The organism is Streptomyces subrutilus, from assembly GCF_008704535.1.
GTDB lineage: Bacteria > Actinomycetota > Actinomycetes > Streptomycetales > Streptomycetaceae > Streptomyces > Streptomyces subrutilus.
In genome coordinates, this window is the sequence record NZ_CP023701.1 from 6,241,420 (window position 1) to 6,260,516 (window position 19,097).

Annotated in this window: 19 protein-coding genes; 11 read left to right on the forward strand and 8 right to left on the reverse strand. The window is 73.1% G+C overall.

Annotated elements, in window-relative coordinates; translation table 11 throughout:
- Nucleotides 1-104: 104 nt before the first annotated feature.
- The 7 genes from CP968_RS27785 (at nucleotide 105) to CP968_RS27815 (ending at nucleotide 6,289) form a co-directional block, all read left to right on the forward strand.
- Nucleotides 105-950 (forward strand): HipA family kinase, encoded by an 846-nt coding sequence (locus tag CP968_RS27785; protein WP_189829106.1) that lies wholly within the window; start codon nucleotides 105-107, stop codon nucleotides 948-950.
- Nucleotides 947-1,330 carry a DUF3037 domain-containing protein gene (locus tag CP968_RS27790; protein ID WP_150520594.1) on the forward strand — a complete coding sequence of 128 codons (384 nt, stop codon included), beginning with the start codon at nucleotides 947-949 and terminating at the stop codon, nucleotides 1,328-1,330. The genes CP968_RS27785 and CP968_RS27790 overlap by 4 nt, the downstream gene beginning before the upstream one ends.
- Before the next feature lie 257 nt (nucleotides 1,331-1,587).
- Nucleotides 1,588-2,349 (forward strand): 3-oxoacyl-ACP reductase FabG, encoded by a 762-nt coding sequence (gene fabG / locus CP968_RS27795; RefSeq protein ID WP_150520595.1) that lies wholly within the window; start codon nucleotides 1,588-1,590, stop codon nucleotides 2,347-2,349.
- 20 nt (nucleotides 2,350-2,369) lie between these two features.
- On the forward strand, nucleotides 2,370-3,131 hold the full coding sequence (locus CP968_RS27800) for an SDR family oxidoreductase (RefSeq protein WP_150520596.1): 762 nt from the start codon (nucleotides 2,370-2,372) through the stop codon (nucleotides 3,129-3,131).
- 152 nt (nucleotides 3,132-3,283) lie between these two features.
- A complete protein-coding gene (locus CP968_RS27805; protein WP_150520597.1) occupies nucleotides 3,284-4,867 on the forward strand; it encodes an ABC transporter substrate-binding protein in 1,584 nt (527 codons plus the stop codon).
- Nucleotides 4,868-4,976: 109 nt separating this feature from the next.
- Nucleotides 4,977-5,645: a uracil-DNA glycosylase gene (locus tag CP968_RS27810; RefSeq protein WP_150522164.1), complete on the forward strand. Its 669-nt coding sequence runs from the start codon at nucleotides 4,977-4,979 to the stop codon at nucleotides 5,643-5,645.
- Nucleotides 5,646-5,779: 134 nt separating this feature from the next.
- Nucleotides 5,780-6,289, forward strand: coding sequence for a hypothetical protein (locus tag CP968_RS27815; protein ID WP_150522165.1), 510 nt, complete (start codon nucleotides 5,780-5,782; stop codon nucleotides 6,287-6,289).
- 30 nt (nucleotides 6,290-6,319) lie between these two features.
- Here CP968_RS27815 and CP968_RS27820 read toward each other — a convergent pair whose 3' ends face one another.
- Both CP968_RS27820 and CP968_RS27825 read right to left on the reverse strand, forming a co-directional pair.
- Complete coding sequence (locus CP968_RS27820; protein WP_229886887.1) at nucleotides 6,320-6,850, reverse strand: hypothetical protein; 531 nt, start codon at nucleotides 6,848-6,850, stop codon at nucleotides 6,320-6,322.
- A 139-nt stretch (nucleotides 6,851-6,989) separates the two neighbouring features.
- Nucleotides 6,990-7,511, reverse strand: a complete 522-nt coding sequence (locus CP968_RS27825) for a DinB family protein (RefSeq protein ID WP_150520599.1) — start codon at nucleotides 7,509-7,511, stop codon at nucleotides 6,990-6,992.
- Nucleotides 7,512-7,595: 84 nt separating this feature from the next.
- On the opposite strand from CP968_RS27825, the gene CP968_RS27830 reads away from it, so the two are divergent.
- Nucleotides 7,596-8,501, forward strand: coding sequence for a Gfo/Idh/MocA family protein (locus CP968_RS27830; RefSeq protein WP_150520600.1), 906 nt, complete (start codon nucleotides 7,596-7,598; stop codon nucleotides 8,499-8,501).
- On the opposite strand, the gene lnt is transcribed toward CP968_RS27830, so the two are convergent.
- The 4 genes from lnt to CP968_RS27845 form a co-directional block, all read right to left on the reverse strand.
- Entirely contained in the window at nucleotides 8,446-10,134 is a 1,689-nt protein-coding gene (lnt, locus tag CP968_RS27835; RefSeq protein ID WP_229886888.1) for an apolipoprotein N-acyltransferase, read from the reverse strand. The two genes, CP968_RS27830 and lnt, sit on opposite strands and share 56 nt — an antisense overlap.
- A 72-nt stretch (nucleotides 10,135-10,206) precedes the next feature.
- Nucleotides 10,207-10,674, reverse strand: a complete 468-nt coding sequence (locus tag CP968_RS27840) for a nuclear transport factor 2 family protein (protein WP_150520601.1) — start codon at nucleotides 10,672-10,674, stop codon at nucleotides 10,207-10,209.
- A 69-nt stretch (nucleotides 10,675-10,743) separates the two neighbouring features.
- Entirely contained in the window at nucleotides 10,744-10,920 is a 177-nt protein-coding gene (locus CP968_RS34220; RefSeq protein WP_167536858.1) for a hypothetical protein, read from the reverse strand.
- 194 nt (nucleotides 10,921-11,114) lie between these two features.
- Entirely contained in the window at nucleotides 11,115-11,762 is a 648-nt protein-coding gene (locus tag CP968_RS27845) for a TetR/AcrR family transcriptional regulator (RefSeq protein ID WP_150520602.1), read from the reverse strand.
- 92 nt (nucleotides 11,763-11,854) lie between these two features.
- Here CP968_RS27845 and CP968_RS27850 point away from each other — a divergent pair, with 92 nt between their 5' ends.
- Entirely contained in the window at nucleotides 11,855-13,288 is a 1,434-nt protein-coding gene (locus CP968_RS27850; protein ID WP_150520603.1) for an aldehyde dehydrogenase family protein, read from the forward strand.
- A gap of 316 nt (nucleotides 13,289-13,604) precedes the next feature.
- On the forward strand, nucleotides 13,605-14,636 hold the full coding sequence (locus CP968_RS27855; RefSeq protein WP_150520604.1) for a hypothetical protein: 1,032 nt from the start codon (nucleotides 13,605-13,607) through the stop codon (nucleotides 14,634-14,636).
- A 347-nt stretch (nucleotides 14,637-14,983) separates the two neighbouring features.
- On the opposite strand, the gene CP968_RS27860 is transcribed toward CP968_RS27855, so the two are convergent.
- Together CP968_RS27860 and CP968_RS27865 are read right to left on the reverse strand one after the other, a co-directional pair.
- Nucleotides 14,984-16,474 (reverse strand): carboxylesterase/lipase family protein, encoded by a 1,491-nt coding sequence (locus tag CP968_RS27860; RefSeq protein WP_150520605.1) that lies wholly within the window; start codon nucleotides 16,472-16,474, stop codon nucleotides 14,984-14,986.
- A 46-nt stretch (nucleotides 16,475-16,520) separates the two neighbouring features.
- The gene (locus tag CP968_RS27865; protein WP_150520606.1) at nucleotides 16,521-17,438 is read right to left on the reverse strand and encodes an MBL fold metallo-hydrolase; all 918 of its coding nucleotides are present in this window, start codon (nucleotides 17,436-17,438) and stop codon (nucleotides 16,521-16,523) included.
- 137 nt (nucleotides 17,439-17,575) lie between these two features.
- Between CP968_RS27865 and CP968_RS27870 the strand changes: the two genes are divergently transcribed.
- A complete protein-coding gene (locus CP968_RS27870; protein ID WP_150520607.1) occupies nucleotides 17,576-18,511 on the forward strand; it encodes a helix-turn-helix domain-containing protein in 936 nt (311 codons plus the stop codon).
- Nucleotides 18,512-19,097: the final 586 nt, after the last annotated feature.

Below are 19,097 nucleotides of genomic sequence, written 5' to 3' on the forward strand. Positions count from 1 at the left end.
GGTTCCCCGGATTCTCCCCGGGTCCTTGGGATGTCAAGCTGATGGGGCACGCGGGAGGGGGGACCCCTTCGATTGCAAGGTCTGAAGAACGGAAAGCCTGGGAAATGCTTACAGAAGTGACAGCGACCCGCTATGTCACTCCCTTGCGGGAGGGCGGCTCGCTCCCGGGAATCGTCGAGGCCGACGACCTCGGTACCTACGTCATGAAGTTCACCGGGGCCGGCCAGGGCCGCAAGACCCTGGTCGCCGAAGTCATCTGCGGCCGCCTCGCCCAGCGGCTGGGCCTGCGGGTCCCGACGCTGGTGCAGATGCAGCTCGACCCCGTCATCGGGCTCGGCGAGCCCGACCAGGAGGTGCAGGAGCTGCTCAAGGCCAGCGGCGGCCTCAACCTCGGCATGGACTACCTGCCGGGCTCGATCGGCTTCGACCCGCTCGCCTACCGGGTCGACCCGGCCGAGGCGGGGCGCGTGGTGTGGTTCGACGCGCTGATCAACAACGTCGACCGGTCCTGGCGCAACCCGAACATGCTGGTCTGGCACGGTGACCTCTGGCTCATCGACCACGGCGCCACCATGATCTGGCACCACAACTGGCCCACGGCCGCCGCCGCCTCGGCCAAGCCGTACAACGCCTCCGACCACGTCCTGGCCCCCGTCGGGCCCGACATCGCCGCGGCCGCCGCGGCCCTCGCGCCGCTGGTCACCGAGGAGCTCCTCACCGAGGTCGCCGCCGACGTCCCGGACGAATGGCTGGTCGACGAGCCCGGCTTCGACTCCACCGACGCCGTGCGCCGGGCCTATGTGGAGGCGCTGCTGCCGCGCGCCGCCACCATCCACCAGCGGATCACCATGGAGGCGGAGGTGAGGACCCCCGCCGGACCGCCCGGCTGGCTCACCGACCACCTGCCCGAGTGGCCCCACCCGACCAAGAAGAAGAGCGACGGCCAGTGAGCGAGCGGGACGTGTTCGAGTACGCGCTGGTGCGCGTGGTACCGCGGATGGAGCGCGGCGAGTGCTTCAACGCCGGCGTGATCGTCTACTGCCGGGCGCACTCCTTCGTGGCGGCGCGCACCCACCTCGACGAGGCCAAGCTCCTCGCCCTGGACCCCCACGCCGACGTGGCCGGGGTGCGGGCCGCCCTGCGCGGGGTGGAGGGGGTGTGCGGCGGCGGCGCGGCGGCCGGCCAGGCCGCCGGGGACGAACCGGGCCGGCGGTTCCGCTGGCTGATCGCGCCGCGCAGCACCGTGGTCCAGCCGGGCCCGGTGCACACCGGCCTGACGGCCGACCCCGCCGCCGAGCTGGAACGGCTGCTCGGCCTGCTGGTCCGCTAGGCCGCCTCCCGCGGGGCCGCCCCCGTGTGGATCCTGCCGGGTCCGCCGGACCCCGGGCGGCCCGGCAGGGCCCGGCCCGGCCGCCCGCGGCCGGTCTGTGACGCCGTCCCGCGCCCGCGCCGCGCCCCCGCTCCCGCGGGGGCGCGGCGGAGTCCCGTTGACACCGGGTGCCAGGGCTCCTAGCGTCTCCTCAGCTGAAGCTACTAAGCGGTTGCTCACCTTTGGGCGGCCGCCTCTCAAGGGCGAGGAGATCCAGCATGTCCACCACCGAGCAGCGCGTCGCGATCGTGACCGGGGCGGCCCGGGGCATCGGCGCGGCCACCGCCGTGCGCCTGGCCGCCGAGGGCCGGGCCGTCGCCGTACTCGACCTCGACGAGGCTGCCTGCAAGGACACCGTGGAGGCGATCACGGCGGCCGGCGGCAGGGCCCTCGCCGTCGGCTGCGACGTCTCCGACGCCGCGCAGGTGGAGGCGGCCGTCGCGCGGGTCGCGAGCGAGCTCGGCGCTCCGACCGTCCTCGTCAACAACGCGGGCGTGCTCCGCGACAACCTGCTCTTCAAGATGAGCGAGACCGACTGGGACACGGTCATGAACGTGCACCTGCGCGGCGCCTTCCTCATGTCGAAGGCCTGTCAGAAGCACATGGTGGAGGCCACGTTCGGCCGCATCGTGAACCTCTCCAGCAGCTCCGCGCTCGGCAACCGCGGCCAGGCCAACTACTCCGCGGCCAAGGCCGGCCTGCAGGGCTTCACCAAGACCCTGGCCATCGAGCTCGGCAAGTTCGGCGTCACGGCCAACGCCGTCGCCCCCGGATTCATCGCCACCGAGATGACCGCCCAGACGGCCGCCCGGGTCGGCATGGGCTTCGAGGACTTCCAGGCCGCCGCCGCCACCCAGATCCCCGTCCAGCGGGTGGGCCGCCCCGAGGACGTCGCCAACGCCATCGCCTTCTTCACGGGCGAGGCCGCCGGCTTCGTCTCCGGTCAGGTCATGTACGTGGCCGGCGGCCCGCTCAGCTGACGAGAGACAGGATCCACGCCATGACGTACGAAGGCATCGACAGCGGCAGGGTCGCGTTGATCACCGGGGCGAGCCGGGGCATCGGCTACGGCATCGCCGAATCGCTGGTCGCCCGCGGCGACCGGCTGTGCATCACCGGGCGCAACGAGGAGGCCCTCAAGGAGGCCGTGGAGCGGCTCGGTGCGGACCGGGTGATCGGCGTCGCGGGGAAGGCGCACGACGAGGCCCACCAGGCCGTCGCCGTGGAACGCACGATGGAGGCCTTCGGCCGCGTCGACTTCCTCGTGAACAATGCCGGCACGAATCCGGTATTCGGGCCCCTCGCCGACCTCGACCTCGGGGTCGCGCGCAAGGTCTTCGAGACCAATGTGATGTCCGCACTCGGATTCGCCCAGCGCACCTGGCACGCCTGGCAGAAGGACAATGGCGGGGCGATCGTGAACATCTCCTCGATCGCCGGCGTATCGGCCTCGCCCTTCATCGGCGCGTACGGGATGAGCAAGGCCGCCATGGTCAATCTCACCCTCCAGCTCGCCCACGAGATGGCACCCGGCGTACGGGTGAACGCCATCGCCCCCGCCGTGGTCAAGACGCGCTTCGCGCAGGCCCTCTACGAGGGGCGCGAGCAGGAGGCCGCGGCGGCCTATCCGCTCGGCCGGCTCGGGGTCCCGGAGGACATCGGCGGTGCCGCGGCATTCCTCACATCTGCACAAGCGGAATGGATCACGGGACAAACTCTGGTCGTCGACGGGGGAATGTTCCTCAATGCCGGAGTGCACTGACCGATAATCGGACGCATTTGCCCCCCGGGGGGAGTCAAATGCATATCGAATATGCACGGAACCGGTCAAGTGCCCCACGAAACCTGCCCATTGGATTCGTGGGGCACTGCGGTAGGGTCTGCCGCACCCCTGGCTGATCGAGGAGCGTGCACGTGTTCAACCGGACCAGATGCCTGCAGATCACTGCGGCCCTTGCGTCCATATCCCTGCTCGCCGGATGCGGCCTGCTCTCGGACGGCGGCGGCGGCGACAAGAAGAGGATCGTCGTCGGCACGACCAGCGCACCGAGCACCCTCGATCCGGCAGCCGCGTGGGACGGCTCCTGGGAGCTGTACCGGAACGTCTACCAGACGCTCCTGGCCTTTCCCACCGGCTCCACCAAACCCCAGCCGGACGCCGCACAGAGCTGCGAGTTCACGGACACCGTGAACGAGTCGTACCGGTGCACTCTGCGCAAGGGCCTGAAGTTCTCCAACGGCGAGGCCCTCGACGCCAAGGCCGTCAAGCACTCCCTCGACCGCATCCGCACCATCGGCAGCAAGGTCGGCCCGAAGGACCTCTTCGGCACCCTGGACAAGATCGAGACCCCGGACGCGCTGACCGTCGTCTTCCACCTGAAGACCCCGGACGCGACCTTCCCGTACGTGCTCGGCTCCCCGGCCGCCTCGCTCGTCGCGCCGAAGGACTACGCGGCCGACAAGGTCCGCGAGGGCGACCGGATCACCGGCTCCGGACCGTACGTGCTCGACTCGTACAAGGAGGGCGGCGAAGCCGTCCTGAGCCGCAACCCGAACTACACCGGCTTCGCCAACCGCCGCAACGACGCGGTGACCATCCGCTACTACGCCGACTCCGCGAAGATGATCGCCGCCCTCAAGGCCAAGGAGATCGACGCGACCTACCGAGGCCTGTCGGCCGACGAGGTCAAGGACCTGCAGAGCCCCGCCTCGCACGGGCTCGGCGTCCAGGTCGTCGAGAACGTCGGCTCCGAGATCCGCTACCTGGTCTTCAACCCCAAGGACCCGCAGGTCGCCAAGCTCCCCGTGCGCCAGGCCATCGCCCAGGTCATCGACCGCGGCGCGCTCGTCTCGAAGGTCTACCAGGGCACCGCCGAACCGCTGTACTCGATGGTCCCCAAGGGCGTCGTCGGGCACAAGACGCCCTTCTTCGACAAGTACGGCCACGCGAACGTCGACGAGGCCCGCAAGATCCTCAAGGGCGCCGGGATCACCCAGCCGGTCGAGCTGACCTTCTGGTACACCACCGACCGCTACGGCGCCTCCACCGCCGACGAGTTCACCGAGCTCAAGCGGCAGCTCGACGAGAGCGGACTCTTCAAGATCACACTGCGCGGCCAGCCCTGGAAGACCTTCCAGGAGGGCTACAAGAACGGCGAGTACCCGGTCTTCGGCCGCGGCTGGTTCCCCGACTTCCCGGACCCCGACAACTTCATCGCGCCGTTCGTCGGCAAGGAGAACGCGGTCGGCACCCCCTACGAGCCCGCGCAGATCCTGAACGAGCTGCTGCCCAAGTCCCGCCGCGAGGGCGACCGGGCCGCCGGCATCCGCGAGTTCGAGCAGGCCCAGCAGATCTTCGCCGAGGACGTCCGCCTGCTGCCGCTGTGGCAGGGCAAGCTGTACGTGGCCGCCCGCGAGGACATCGCCGGCGCCGAGCGGGCCCTCGACCCGCAGACCGCCATGCAGATGTGGGAGCTCTACCGCAAGACGAGCTGGTAGCCCGCACGGGCCGGCCGCGCGGGCGGCCTGACCGCGGCGTTGTCAGTGGCCCCCGGTAGGTTCTGAGCAGTCGCACGAACTTGTACCGGAGGTTGTCGCCGTGACCCAGATGCTGCCCGAGTCCTGGCTCCCCGTCCTCGGCGGGGAGCTGGACCAGCCCTACTTCAGGGAACTCACCGAGTTCGTCGAGAAGGAGCGGGCGAACGGGCCGGTCTATCCGCCCCGCGACCAGGTGTTCGCGGCCTTGGAGGCCACCCCCTTCGACCAGGTCAAGGTGCTGGTCCTCGGCCAAGACCCCTACCACGGCGCCGGGCAGGGCCACGGCCTGTGCTTCTCCGTCCAGCCCGGGGTCAAGACCCCGCCCTCCCTCCGGAACATCTACAAGGAGATGAAGGAGGAGCTCGGCCTGCCGGTCCCCGACAACGGATACCTGATGCCCTGGGCCCGCCAGGGGGTCCTGCTGCTCAACGCGGTGCTCACCGTCCGCGAGGCCGAGCCCAACTCGCACAAGGGCAAGGGCTGGGAGAAGTTCACCGACGCCGTGATCCGCGCCGTGTCCGACCGGCCGGACCCGGCCGTCTTCGTGCTCTGGGGGGCCTACGCCCAGAAGAAGCTCCCGCTGATCGACGAGGAGCGGCACGTGGTCGTCAAGGGCGCCCACCCGTCGCCGCTGTCGGCCAAGAAGTTCTTCGGCTCCCGGCCCTTCACCCAGATCGACGCGGGCATCGCCGCCCAGGGCCATGAGCCGATCGACTGGCGGATCCCGGACCTCGGCTGACGGCCGACCGCGCCTCGGCGCCATTGCCGGTGCCTCCGGCTAGCTTCGAGACGATCGGACCGGAGCAGGTCCGGCGGGACGAGACGGAGGCCGCGTTGACGGAGCAGCAGCAGGAGGCGTCGGAGGACGCCGTCATGACCAGGATCGGTCAGGCGGTCATCCTGCTGCACGCCGGGGACCGCGAGGAGGCCCGCAACCGGCTCGGCGCGATCTGGTCCGAGATCGGCGAGGAGGGCCACTCCCTCCACCGGTGCACCCTCGCCCACTACATGGCGGACGCCCAGGACGACCCCGCGGACGAGCTGGCGTGGGACCTGCGGGCCCTGGCCGCGGCCGACGCCCCGACGGCGGACCCCGCGCCCGGCGGACCCCGGGGCGAGGAGGCGCCGGGCCCGGGGGCGCACCAGGCGATGCGGGTGTTCTACCCCTCGCTCCACCTCAGCCTCGCCGCCGACTACGTGAAGCTGCGCCGCCCCGACGCCGCCCGCATCCACCTGGCGCGGGCCCGCGCGGCCACCGGAGCGCTGTCCGACGACGGGTACGGCAACGGCGTACGGGCCGCCATCGCCGGGCTGGAGCGGCGCCTCGTCACGGAACGGGACCAGAGCCCGGCGCCGCGGCCGTTCCCGGAGCAGTCCGGCTGACGGCTGCGCCCGTGCGGGGCCCGGGGCCGGTCAGCCGCCCTGCACACCCGCGCAGATCCGGGCCTCCGGGCTGTCCGGATGCCAGCGGCCGTGCCGCCGGCCCAGCGCGCACACGTCGGCCGGGCGCACCGGCAGTTCGCGCAACAGCTTCCGCTCGGCCTCCGCGTCGGGGCGCGCGGGGCGCGCCCCGACGTCCCGGCGCCCCGCACCGGGCTCCCCGGGCACCGGCGGCTCCGGGATGTCGGGCACGGGCGGTGCGGCCTGCGGACGCCCGGCCACGGCCTCGGCTCCGCCGCGACGCGCGGACCGGGCCGCCGGGGCCGTCGACGCCGGGCGGGCGGGCTGCCCGGGGGCCGCCTCCAGCGCCTCCAGAGCCGGGGCCCGGACGGCCACCGGGGCGGCTCCCGGCCCGCCGCGCGGCTCGTGGCGCGGGTGCGCCCCCGCGGAGGGCGGCGCTCCGGGCCGGCCGGGGACGGGGCTGACGTTCACGCAGCCGGAGACGGCCGAGACGGCGCAGGCCACTCCGAGCAGCAGCGTGGTGGTGGTTCGGGTCGGATGCACCCGCGCAACTCTGCTGTGCGAGGACCCCGTTGCGAAAACCGGCGGTCGATATTGCCCCCGCACGGGTGAAGGCGAGGGGGTGTACGGCGGACCCGCCGACGGGGTCCGGGCCCGACCGACACGTTCCGAAAGGGACGGCCTAGTCGCCGGTGGCGCCGTCGATGTGCTCGCGCAGCAGGTCGGCGTGGCCGTTGTGGCGGGCGTACTCCTCGATCATGTGGGTGTAGACCCAGCGCAGGCTGAACACCTCGCCGCGGTGGTGGGAGGCCGCGTCCGACACCAGGTCCAGGGAGCGGCCCGCCGCGGCCTGCCGGGCCAGCTCGACCTCCGTCTGCCACACCCGCTCCGAATCGGCCCAGGCGTCCTCGTCGGTGAAGTGGAAGTCCCCGTCCGGGTCGCCGTCGCTCCAGTACAGCTCGGGAAGGTCCTCGCCCAGCATGACCTCCCGGAACCAGTACCGCTCCACGTCCGCCATGTGCCGTACGAGCCCCATCAGGCTCATGTCCGAGGGTTTCAGGGGCGTCAGGCGCACCTGCTCCTCGCCCAGCCCCTCGCACTTCCAGGCGAGCGTGGCACGGTGGTAGTCCAGCCAGCCGTCCAGCATCTCCCGCTCGCCGGCCGTGGTCGAGGGTTCTGCGCGATGTGATCCTTGGGAAGTCATGACCCTCATCCTCGGTGAACACAGCCCCCGTCACCAGGGATTATGCTGCGGAGATCCCACAAGGCACGAACCAGGAGGCTCCCGGTGAAGGTCGGCTGCATCGGACTCGGCGACATCGCGCAGAAGGCGTACCTGCCCGTCCTCACCACCCGCCCCGGACTGGAGCTGCACCTGCAGACCCGGACCCCGGCCACACTGGAGCGCGTCGGCGGGCTCCACCACGTCCCGGCCGCCCGCCGGCACACCGACCTCGACGCGCTGCTGGCGCAGGGACTCGACGCGGCCTTCGTGCACGCCCCCACCGCCGTCCACCCCGAGATCGTCGCCCGGCTCCTGGACGCGGGCGTGCCGACGTACGTGGACAAGCCCCTCGCCTACGAGTACGCCGACTCCGCGCGGCTCGTGGAACGGGCCGAGGAGCGCGGTGTCCCGCTGGCCGTCGGCTTCAACCGGCGCCACGCGCCCGGCTACGTCCAGTGCGCCGACCATCCGCGCGAGCTGATCGTCATGCAGAAGAACCGGGTCGGGCTGCCCGAGGACCCGCGCACGCTGGTCCTGGACGACTTCATCCACGTCGTCGACACCCTGCGCTTCCTGCTGCCGGGAGAGGCCGACCACATCGACGTGCGGGCGGTGGTGCGCGAGGGACTGATGCACCAGGTGGTGCTCCAGATGTCCGGCGCCGGGTTCACCGCGCTCGGCATCATGAACCGGCTGTCCGGCTCCACCGAGGAGGTCCTGGAAGTGTCCGGGCAGGACACCAAACGCCAGGTCCTCAACCTCGCCGACGTCATCGACCACAAGGGCCAGCCGACCGTGCGCCGCCGCGGGGACTGGGTGCCGGTGGCCCGCCAGCGCGGGATCGAGCAGGTGGTGGACGCCTTCCTGGACGCCGTCGCGGCGGGCAGGACGCTCAGTGCCCGCGACGCGCTGCTCACCCACGAGCTGTGCGAGCGGGTGGTGCGCTCGGCCCTGGAGCAGGCCTCCTGAGCGCACGGGTCCCCTCCGCCGCGCACCAGGCGGCCAGGGCGGCCAGGGCCGCGGCCACCGGCCAGTCCCCGAAGCGGACGTAGGGCGTCGTCCCCCCGGCGAGCGGGACGTCGTACACCGCGGCCGTGCGCGCCCAGGTGGGCAGCGCGGCCCCGACCCGCTCCCCGGAAGGGCCGTGCACCACGCTGATCCCGGTCAACGTGGCGTGCACCACCGGGCGTCCCGTCTCGGCGGCCCGCAGGGCGGCCAGCGAGGCGTGCTGCGCGGGAGCCCAGCCGTCCTGGAAGCTGGAGGTCGCCGACTGGGCCACCAGCAGGGCGGCGCCCTCGCGCGCCAGGTGCCGGCTCATGTCCGGGAAGGCGGACTCGAAACAGACCAGCGGGCCCAGCCGGACGCCCCCGGGCAGCTCCATCACCACCGGCGCGTCCCCGGGCACCCGGTCCTCGCCGGCCGCCCGGCCGACCGAGGTGGCCCAGCCGAGCAGCGCCCGGGCCGGCACGTACTCGCCGAAGGGCACGAGGCGCATCTTGTCGTACCGGGCGCCGGTGGGGCCGTCCGGGCCCACCAGCACCGCGCTCTTGCGTATGCCGGGCCGGTCCGGCGGACGCGCGTCCACGTTCACCAGCAGCGGCGCGCCGACCTCCGCCGACAGCGCCGCGAGGCGCCGGGCCAGGTCCGGGCGTGCCGTCAGGTCCTCGCCGACGCTGCTCTCGCCCCACACCACCAGGCCGACCCGCTGCCCGGCGAGCGTGCGGGTGAGCCGTTCCCCGGCGGCGAAGCGCCGCTCCGTGCTGTCCGGGCCGTCCGGCACCGTGCCCGGCTGCACCACGGCCACCCGCAGCCGCCCCGACGGACCGGGCTGCGGCGCCCACAGCCACACCGCCGCCGTCAGCAGCGCGCAGCCGGCCACCCCGGCCACCGCCGCTGCCCGCGCCGAAGGCACCGCGAGCAGCAGGACCAGCGCGCAGTTCACCGCCACCACCAGGAGCCCGACCAGCCAGACCCCGCCCACCGAGGCCAGGCGCAGGGCGGGCGGCACCTGCCACTGGCTCGCGCCCAGCAGCCCCCACGGCCCGCCCAGCCCCTGCCAGGACCGGGCCAGTTCCGACAGCAGCCAGCCGGCCGGTACGAGGACCAGCGCGGCCGCCGCCCGCCCGGCGGCCGGGGCGCCGCCGAGCAACTCCCGTACCAGCAGCGCCCAGGGAATCCAGAGCAGGCCGAGCAGCGCGGCCAGCGGCACCAGGAACACGTGCAGGCTCGGCAGCAGCCAGTGGTGGACGGCCACGACGAAGCCGGCGCCGCCGAGCCAGCCCTCCAGGGCCGCCCGCCGCCCGGTGGGGGCCGACCGCAGCAGCAGCATCCAGGGCACGAGGGCGCCGTAAGCGAACCACCACAGCGCGGGCGCGGGGAAGGCCAGGGCGGGCAGCGCGCCGGCGAGCACCGCGGCCGGGACCCGCCGGGCGCGCGCGGCCGGTCCGGTCCGGGGCCGGGGCGGCCGGGCGTACCACCGGAGTGGGGCGGGCCACCGCACGCGCTCGGACCACCGCACGCGCTCGGGCCGTCGCGGCCGGCCGGGGCGCGGTGTGCGCCGGGGCCGCAGGGCCGGGGAGCGGTCGCCGGGCATCGGGACCATGGCGTGCCTCCCTTCCAGGGGAACGGGCGGCCGGGGCGGCCCGTCGCGAACGGCCGGGCGGGCGCGGGCGGGTCAGACGGCCAGGTGGCGCCACTTCTCCTGCACGGTGACGCGGGTGAGCCGCCAGCCGTCACGGGTGCGGGCGAGGGCGAAGGCGTAGCGTCCGGCCGCGACGAAGTTGGGGGCGGTGGTGCTCACGTCGGCGCCGGGCCCGGACAGCCGCATGGGATTGAGGAAGTCGGCCCGGACCCGCGCACCGTCGCCCGGGGCCCCGCCCGCGTCGTCCAGACTGATCAGCCGGTTGACGATGAGGTGCTGGCGCACCGGGAAGAGCCGCATGGCCTCCGCGAGCCAGTCCGCGACCTCCCCGGCCGGGCCCTCGATCCCGCCCGCCGAGGTGTAGTCGGCCCGCCCGCCTGCGGCGAACAGGGCACGGTAGGCGGCCCAGTCGCCGTCGTCGACGGCCACCGCGTACCCCGTGACCACCTCGTCGATCGCCAGCCGGTCCATCACCGTCGCGAGGTCCACACGCTGCGTCATCGGGTCAGTGTGGGGCCGCGCGCCCACCAGGCCAAGGGGGATGCGCCCGCCGGACCGGTCCACGGGCGGTCAATGACCGGAACGGGCCTCCCGCTGCCGCACCACGACGAGGAACGCGTCGCTGTCCAGATCCATCACCACCTCGGCCTCCACGCCCTCGCGCAGCCGCTGCGCCGCGTACTCCTCGGCGGGCCAGCTGCCCCACGGACTTCCGGCCGGAAACCGTTCCAACACCACTCGTCCCATGGGACGCCCCCTGTCGCTCGCCTTCGGGTCTCTCAGGCACAACGACGCGGAAGCCGCCCGGGAACGTTCCCGAGCGGCCTCCGGTTCACGCGAAACGGTGAGCGGGCCCTGGGGCGGCACATGACGATCAGAGCACACCGGCCGGCGCGTCGAACACCGCGCGGGCAGCCGGGCCTTCCCGAGCCGGCGGTCCCTCAGGGCGCCGGGGCGGACGCGCCCGTCCGCGTGAGTACGGAGAGGAGCAGCCGGAGTTCGGTCTCGGCGAGATCGAGGGGGTCGGTTGCCGCTGCCCCGTCCGGGGTCGGCGGTGCCAGGAAGGCCGAGCGGGCCAGGGTGGTTCCGATCACGACCAGCGCCAGGACGTCCATCTGGGCGGCGCCGACGGCCTGGCCGAGCTCTCCGCGCCGGACGGCCCGGGCGATGAGGGAGGCGAGTTGTCCGCGGACCGCCAGGTAGACGTCGTCGTGGAGGATCTGCCGCAGCTCGGGATCGTGTGCCGCCTGGCCCATCAACGACAGAAGTGCGGGGCCGGTGGAGGCTTCCAGGATCCGCCGCTTGCGCGTGAGGAGTTCCCGGACGTCGTTTTCGAGGGAGCCGGTGTCGATGCCGCTCAGTTCGTTCAGGGCGATGTGCCGGGCCACGGCCCCGGCGAGCGCCTGTTTGGAGGGCCAGCGCCGGTAGAGGGACGCGGTGGAGGCCCCGGCGCGCCCGGCGACGGCCGTGGTGGTGAACGCGGCCCATCCCGCTTCGTTGAGGACCTCGATCGCCGCTTCGATCAGGGCCGCGTCCACGCGCGGATCCTTGGGCCGTCCCGGCGGCGCGGTGTCGGGCTTCGTCGTCATCGCCGGTTCTCTCGTGTCGCGAACGGGTGCGCCTCCAGTGTAGCCGAATAGAAACGAAAAGGATTCGTTTCGTAATGGGGTACGGTGGTTCCATGACGACGACACCCGACATCTCCTCCGGCATCCCTGCGGCCGTGTCCGACGTGCGCGGACTCTTCGACTCCGGGGCGACCCGCCCCCTGGCCGGCCGGGTGGCCCGCCTCAAGGCGCTGCGCGCCATGCTCACCGAGAACCAGGCGGACTGGGAGAGCGCCCTGTGGGCCGACCTGCACAAGAGCGCGGGCGAGGCGCAGCTCACCGAGATCGGCGTCGTCCTGGCCGAGATCGGCCACACGCTGCGCCACCTGCGGCGCTGGGCACGCCCCCGACGCGGTCCGGTACCGGCGGTCCTGTGGCCGGCGCGGGCCCGCCTGGTGCCCGAGCCGCTGGGCGTGGTGCTGGTGATCGCCCCGTGGAACTATCCGGTGCAGCTGCTGCTCAACCCGCTGGTCGGGGTGCTGGCCGCGGGGAACACGGCCGTCCTCAAGCCGAGCGAGCTCGCGCCCGCGACCTCGGCGCTGATCGCGCGGCTCGTGCCCCGCTACTTTCCCGACGGCGCCGTGCGCGCCGTGGAGGGAGGCGTCCCGGAGACGACGGAACTGCTGGCCCAGCGGTTCGACCACATCGTCTTCACGGGCGGCGGACCGGTCGGCCGCATCGTGATGCGCGCCGCGGCCGAGCACCTGACGCCGGTGACGCTTGAGCTGGGAGGCAAGTCACCGGTCTGGTTCGACGACGATGCCCGTCTGCACCAAGCGGCGCGGCGTCTGGCCTGGGCGAAGTTCACCAACGCCGGCCAGACGTGCGTCGCCCCCGACTACGTGATGACCACCCCCGACCGCGTTCCGGCGCTCGTGGCCGCGCTCGAAACCGCGATCGCGGACCTGTGGGGCGCCGACCCCCGCGCCGCCCGGGACTACGGCCGCATCGTCAACGACCGCCAGTTCGACCGCCTCGTCTCGCTGCTGGACGGCGTCGACGTGGCCGTCGGCGGCGACCACGACCGGACGGAACGCTACCTCGCGCCGACCGTCGTGACCGTCCCCGCGGCCGGTGGCCGGCCGGCGATCGGCCCGGACGCCGCCCACGCCGTGCTGCGGGAGGAGATCTTCGGGCCCGTCCTTCCCGTCGTCACGGTCGAATCGGCCGAGCAGGCGGTCGAGGTCGTCAACGGCTGGGACAAGCCGCTCGCCCTGTACGTCTTCACCTCCTCGACCCGCACGCGCCGCCTGTTCGAGCAGCAGACCTCGTCCGGCGCGGTGGTCCACGACGCCGGGCTGATCCACGTCGCCGCCACCGGCCTCCCCTTCGGCGGCGTGGGCGCCAGCGGCATGGGCGCGTACCACGGCGCCCATTCGTGGCGAACCTTCTCCCACCTCAAGCCCGTCCTGCACAAGCCGCTCGCCCCGGACACGCTGCGCCTGGCGCAGCCGCCCTTCACCGAGCGGCGGCTGCGCTTCGTCAAGGGCCTGATGCGGCGCGGCTGAGACACCGGCCGCCTCCCGGACAGTGACGCGACGGCTGCGAAGAGCCTTCCGACCGCCGACCCGCCCTCGGGCACGGACCCATCGGCCGGCTGGAAGAGGGCCCTGTCGGCGCACGGTCGGTGCGCGGAGCGGCAAGTGGGTCGGCGATCGCCTCCTTAGCGTGTTGCAGGGCCGGTCCGCGGATGCAGGGCCGTCCGGCTCCGGTGGCCCGGGGCGTGGACTCCGGGCGCCCTGAGGCGAATGAGAGGGACACCTGATGAGGGCAACAGGCTTGCGGGGTAGGAGTTCGGGACACGGTCGGCTGCCGCGCGTATGCGTGGCACTGCTGGCCGGTCTCCTGCTGCTGCTGGGCTTCCCGTCCAGTGCGGCCGTGGCGGCCGAGGGATCGTGGATCAACGAGGGCGGTGACGCCAGATCGCCCGACGCGCTGTCGGCCCAGTGGTTCCAGGGTGATCTCTACGAAGTGGTGCGGGGCGAGGACAACCAGATCTGGTGGCGGTACCGCAACGGAGCCTGGCAGGTCATGCCGGGCGGCGCCCGTACCAACCAGCGCCCCGAGGTCATCTCGCTGCTCAACGTCGGCACCGGCGGGCTGCAGAACTCCCGCCTGATCGTCTTCCACGTCGGTACCAACGGCGTCGTCTACTACAGCATCCTTCGCGGCGCGGCGGGCAACCTCTGGTCGGACTGGGAGAACGTGCCGGGCCAATTCCGCACCAACACCGGCATCACCGCGTCCACCGGCGTCAACAACGCGGTGCTCTACACGGTGCGCGACCAGCAGGTGTACGTGCAGAGCATGGAGCTGTGGAACGGCGCCCCTTCGTTCCCGCTCGGTGAATGGGGCACCCAGCACGACCCGCGGGTGCACGGCATGGTGGCCAGCGTCTCCACGTACACCAGTTCAATCAGCACGAACATCATGAGTTTCGAGGTCGCACGGGGTCTGAACAACCACGTCTACATCGCCCGGACCCGCACCGACAGGAACAGCGTTCAGAACGCGTCCTTCGCGGAGCTGCCCGGCGGCGGAGAGTGCGAGTCCGTCGCGGTGGGCCGCGGGGGCCCGGCGTCCCCCACCACCACGACCAACGACCCCGCCTACCAGGCCCAGCAGAACCTGGCCATCGGCTGCGTCAGCCCCAACGACCACGAGCTCTGGGTCAACCGCTCCACCGACGGCGGTCAGAACTTCACCGGCTGGTCCCGCACCACCACCGGAGCCGCCGCCAGCGCCACGCCCGAAATCCACGGTGCACCCGGCGGCGAGGTCTTCGCCGTCCTCTCCTGGGGCGGGAACAACTCTCCCTTCAAACAGCACATGGTCGTCATGAAGCGGATCATCTGACGGCAGAGCGAGGACCGACCACAAGGAGCGCCACCCGCCCCCGGTCGTGGGTTCTCGAACGCGCTGCCGGGAGACCGACGGCGGTGGCGGCCGGGCAGCGGCGCAGGGCAGTGGGGGACGGTCGCACGGATGCCTCCGGGGTGCGGCGGCTCCCGCGCGGGCGGGAACCGGATCGGTCCGCACGGGCCGCACCCGTGCGGCCACGGCACCAGGACACCGGGCCGGGCGCCTCCCGCGCGTCCGGGAAATTCCATACGCCCGCCCTATGCGCCCTGTGCCGTCGGCCGCCGAGCCCGGCCGTCGGCCCGGCGTCCGGACTCCGCGGTTCGTGATCTTCGGCGTGATCGTCAAGTCCGAGGCGGAACCACGGGCATTCCCTCTGCCGTGCCGGCCGCCGTTTCTCCGCCGAGGACCTCCGCTGTGGGACGCTGCGGGTCGTAGGGAGCCCAGCCGGGGTTGCCGGTGCGGGCGAACGCGACCCAGGCGCCGTGGACCTGGGCCGCGAGTCCGGCAGGGGCGGGGGCGGGCCCGAGCAGGTCGGCGTCTCCGTGCAGCCAGGGTTCGTCGGCGAGGTCGAAGACGAAGGGCAGTTCGACGGTGTGGGCGGCCCCGAGTCGCCCGCCCAGGGCCGTTGAGCGGTACCCGAACGAGTAGCGGTGCGTGCGGCCGCCCGAGATCCGCGCGTGGGCCCGCGCCATGCGCGTCGTACCGGCCTCGAACAGGACCTGCCCGAGCACCGCTGAGCGCAACTCGCCCGGCGTCGCGTCGGGCAGTGCCGCGCGGTGTGCGGCGAGGACGGACTGCGGGTCCGCAAGCGTCCGGGTGGCGAAGGCGAGCAACTCGGCCTGCGTGGTGGACTCCAGGACGCCATGCGGTGCGAGGTAGAGGTGCCCCTCCTGGGCATTGGTGCCGATGAGCAGGTCGATCTCTGCGGCCGGGCCGTCAGCGAGGGCGTCGGCGGGCTGGACCGGCAGGACCGGGCCGAACGGGCTGAGCCCGGCCAGCGGGTCGCCGGCGGTACCGGTGCGCAGGTCGAGGCCGGCCAGCGCGGGCAGGACCGCCAGGAAGCGGCTGTCGGGGAGCGCTGCGAACGCCTCGGCGGTCGGTTCGACGCCCAGGGCGGCGGCCGCTACGGCGCTGACCCGTCGCGCCTGCTCCGGAGTGAACGCGCCGGAGCCGTTGCCGCTCTGGACGATCGCTCGCCGGAACAGGCCCTTGGCCCGCGGTGTCGCGAGCAGGACGCCGGTGAGAGTGGCGCCCGCGGACTGGCCGAAGACCGTGACGTTCCCGGGGTCGCCACCGAAGGCCGCGACGGTGTCGCGCACCCAGCCGAGCGCGGCGAGCAGGTCGAGCAGTCCGCGGTTCGGTGGCGCACCCGGTAGATCGAGGAACCCGGGGACGCCGAGCCGGTAGTTCACCGTCACCAGGACCACGCCGTCGCGGGCGAACGCGCCGCCGTCGTAGAGCGCCGCGCGGTTCGAGCCGGTGACGAAGCCGCCGCCGTGCACGAAGACCATGACGGGGCGCCCGCCGTCGTCGGCGGCAGGCGTGTGGATGTCGGCGGTCAGGTATTCCCCGCCGGGCACCCAGCCCGGCCCGAAGTAGGGGGTCATGTCGAGACGGCCGAAGTCCCGGGCCGGCTGGGGAGCGGTGGGCGAGGGCCGCGTGCCGTCCCGCACGCCGGACCAGCCGGGGTGCGGTGCGGGCGGGGCGAAGCGGCCGGCGCCGGTTGGTGCCGCCGCGTAGGGGAGGCCGCGGTAGCGCTCGCCCGAACGGTCGCGCAGGCCGCGTACGGTGCCCGCCGGGGTTTCGACGATCGGATCTGCCTGTCGGGGCACGGGAGGTTCCTCTCCGGAAGGGGTGAGCAGGGAGGGGGAGGGGACGTCAGGAGATGCGGGAGAAGGCCGCCCACTCCTTGATCGCGAACTTCGAGCCGCTGCGCGCGACCTCCGCGGCGCCGTGGCCGCCGAAGTGGGCCGGGAACACGAGCGCGTTGTTCTCGCAGGCGCGGCCGAGCAGTCGGTGCCGGGTGGCGCGGGACTGTGCCGGGTCCTCGCAGAAGCAGGAGTTGGTGTCCGGCTCCGCGATCTGCAGGGCGGTGTGTACGAGATCCCCGACGAACAGGGCCTGATCGGCGCCGGATTCCAAGGTCAGCACGGATGAGCCGGGGGTGTGGCCGGGAGCGGGATCGAGACGCAGGTTCCTGTCGATCCGGTACGACCCCTCCCACAGCTGTGTCAGTCCCGCTCGGTGGACGGGCGTGACGCTGTCCTCGAAGACGTTCTGGTTCCCGCGGCCCAGCACGCTCCTGTTCCCGTTGGCCGGGTCCCAGAAGTCAAAGTCCCGCCGGGCGATCAGGTAGGTGGCGTTGGGGAAGGTCGGCACCCAGTTCCGGCCGTCGAGGCGGGTGTTCCAGCCGACGTGGTCGATGTGCAGGTGGGTGTTGACCACGATGTCCACGTCCTCGGGCCGCACGCCGGCGGCGCCGAGGTTGTCGAGGTAGTCCGTGTCCAGGCGGCTCCACACCGGCGCGTAGGGCCGGTCCTTGTGGTTGCCCACGCCGGTGTCGACAAGGATCGTGCGCCCCTCGCTGCGCAGCAGCCAGGACTGGATCGCCGTGCGGCATTCGTCCGTGCGCGGGTTCCAGAAATCGGGCGCCAGCCAGTCACGGTGCTCGGCCCACGAGCCGTGGGGGCTGTCCGGGAAGAACGTGCCTGGGGACATCTCGGCCGAGCCGTAGAACTCTCCGACGCGGGTGATGGTGACGTCGCCAAGGACGATCTGCTCGGGGTTCTCCGCCATGTGGTCCGTCCTCGGGTGATGGGTACGTCGCCGGATGCGAACGAGCTTGGCCGCGTGCACGGGCGCGAGCCACTCCCGTCCTGTCCCACCCCTCGCGGGGTGTGGCCGGGGCGGGCGGCGCACCGAATACTGGGGCGATGAACGCACCCGGCGCACCCGGCCCCCTCGGCGCCTTCCTCCAAGCCCGACGTGCGCGGCTACGGCCCGAGGACGTCGGCCTGCGCGACCTGGGGCCCCGCAGGCGGGTGGCCGGCCTGCGGCGCGAGGAACTGGCGCAGTCGGCGGGCGTCAGCGTCTCGTACTACGCACGGCTGGAGCAGGGCCAGTCCCGAGGGGCCTCGGCCGAGGTGCTCGACGCGATCGCCCGCGCGCTCCTGCTCGACCACCACGAACGCGAGCACCTCGACCGGCTCGCCGAGGCCGGCCGCCGCCCACGCGGGCCGCGCCGCCCGCGGCCGGAGAGCCTCACCGACGAAACCCGCGACCTCCTGCGCGCCGTCGACGGTGTCCCGGCGATGGTGCTCGGCCGCCGTACGGACGTGCTGGCCTGGAACGCGCTCGGGCACGCCCTGCTGGCCGGTCACGTGGGCCTCCTCGACCCGGACGACCCGCTGCGGCGTCCGAACATGAGCCGGATGCTGTTCCTCGACCCGCACGGTCAGGAGCTGTACGCGGACTGGAAGCGCAAGGCGCGCGCGGTGGTCGGGAACCTGCGCGTCGCCGTCGGCAGACACCCGGACGACCCGCTGCTCGCGGCACTGATCGGCGAGCTGACGATGAAGAGCCCGGAGTTCGTCGCCCTGTGGGCGGACCACCGCGTGGCACCCTGCGATGCCGCGTCCTACGAGCTCCACCATCCCGTAATCGGCAGGGTGACAGTGACCCAGCAGACACTGTCGATCGCCCGCGCGCCGGACCAGGTGCTCATCGTGTGCACCACCTCCGTCGGCTCCCCTTCCGAAGAGGCTCTGGTACTCCTCCGGCAGGCGGGCGGCAGCGGGTTCCGCGTGCGGGCGGCCCCGGGCGAGGACAAGGACACGGCGGTGAGACGGCAGGCTTCGGCCGAGCGGTGAGGCGAACCGACACCCCATCAGGTGCGGGGCGAGGAAGGCACGCGCCGGCCCCTCCGTGCGTGGCCCGGTAGCCTCGTGCGGGTTGTGCGCCCTGGCCGTGCCGCCCTGCCGCCGGTCGGCGGACCCGCCGGAGGATGCCCCCGCTCGGACGGGCGAGGTACGTCGGCTCCTGGACGGCACCGGCGCCCGAGCCGTGTCGGAGGCGGCGGCGCGGGCCGGGCCCGGCCGGTGGCGTCGCAGCGCGTGCGGAACGGCACGCGGACGGGTGATCCGCAGCGTGGACGCCGCATCGCCGCTCGTCCCGCGCAGCGAGGGACGAGGCCGCCGCCGTGCCCACGAACGCGGCGGACAAGGCCCACCAGGGGACCTCCGTGCCCGACACGAGCCCGTGGCCGAGAGCCGCGAGCAGCACGCGGACGGCCGTGAACGGCGCAGCCCGTACGGCTCTGAAACCGTGCGCCCGTGCCGACGGGTTGTCGACCGAGGTGTCGGGGCGCCGTGGAGTTCGTGCGCGCGGTGTGGTGCAGGGCACAGCGGGGAGGGGGAACCCGGGCGCCGTTCCATCCGACTGCCTCACCGGTCGGTC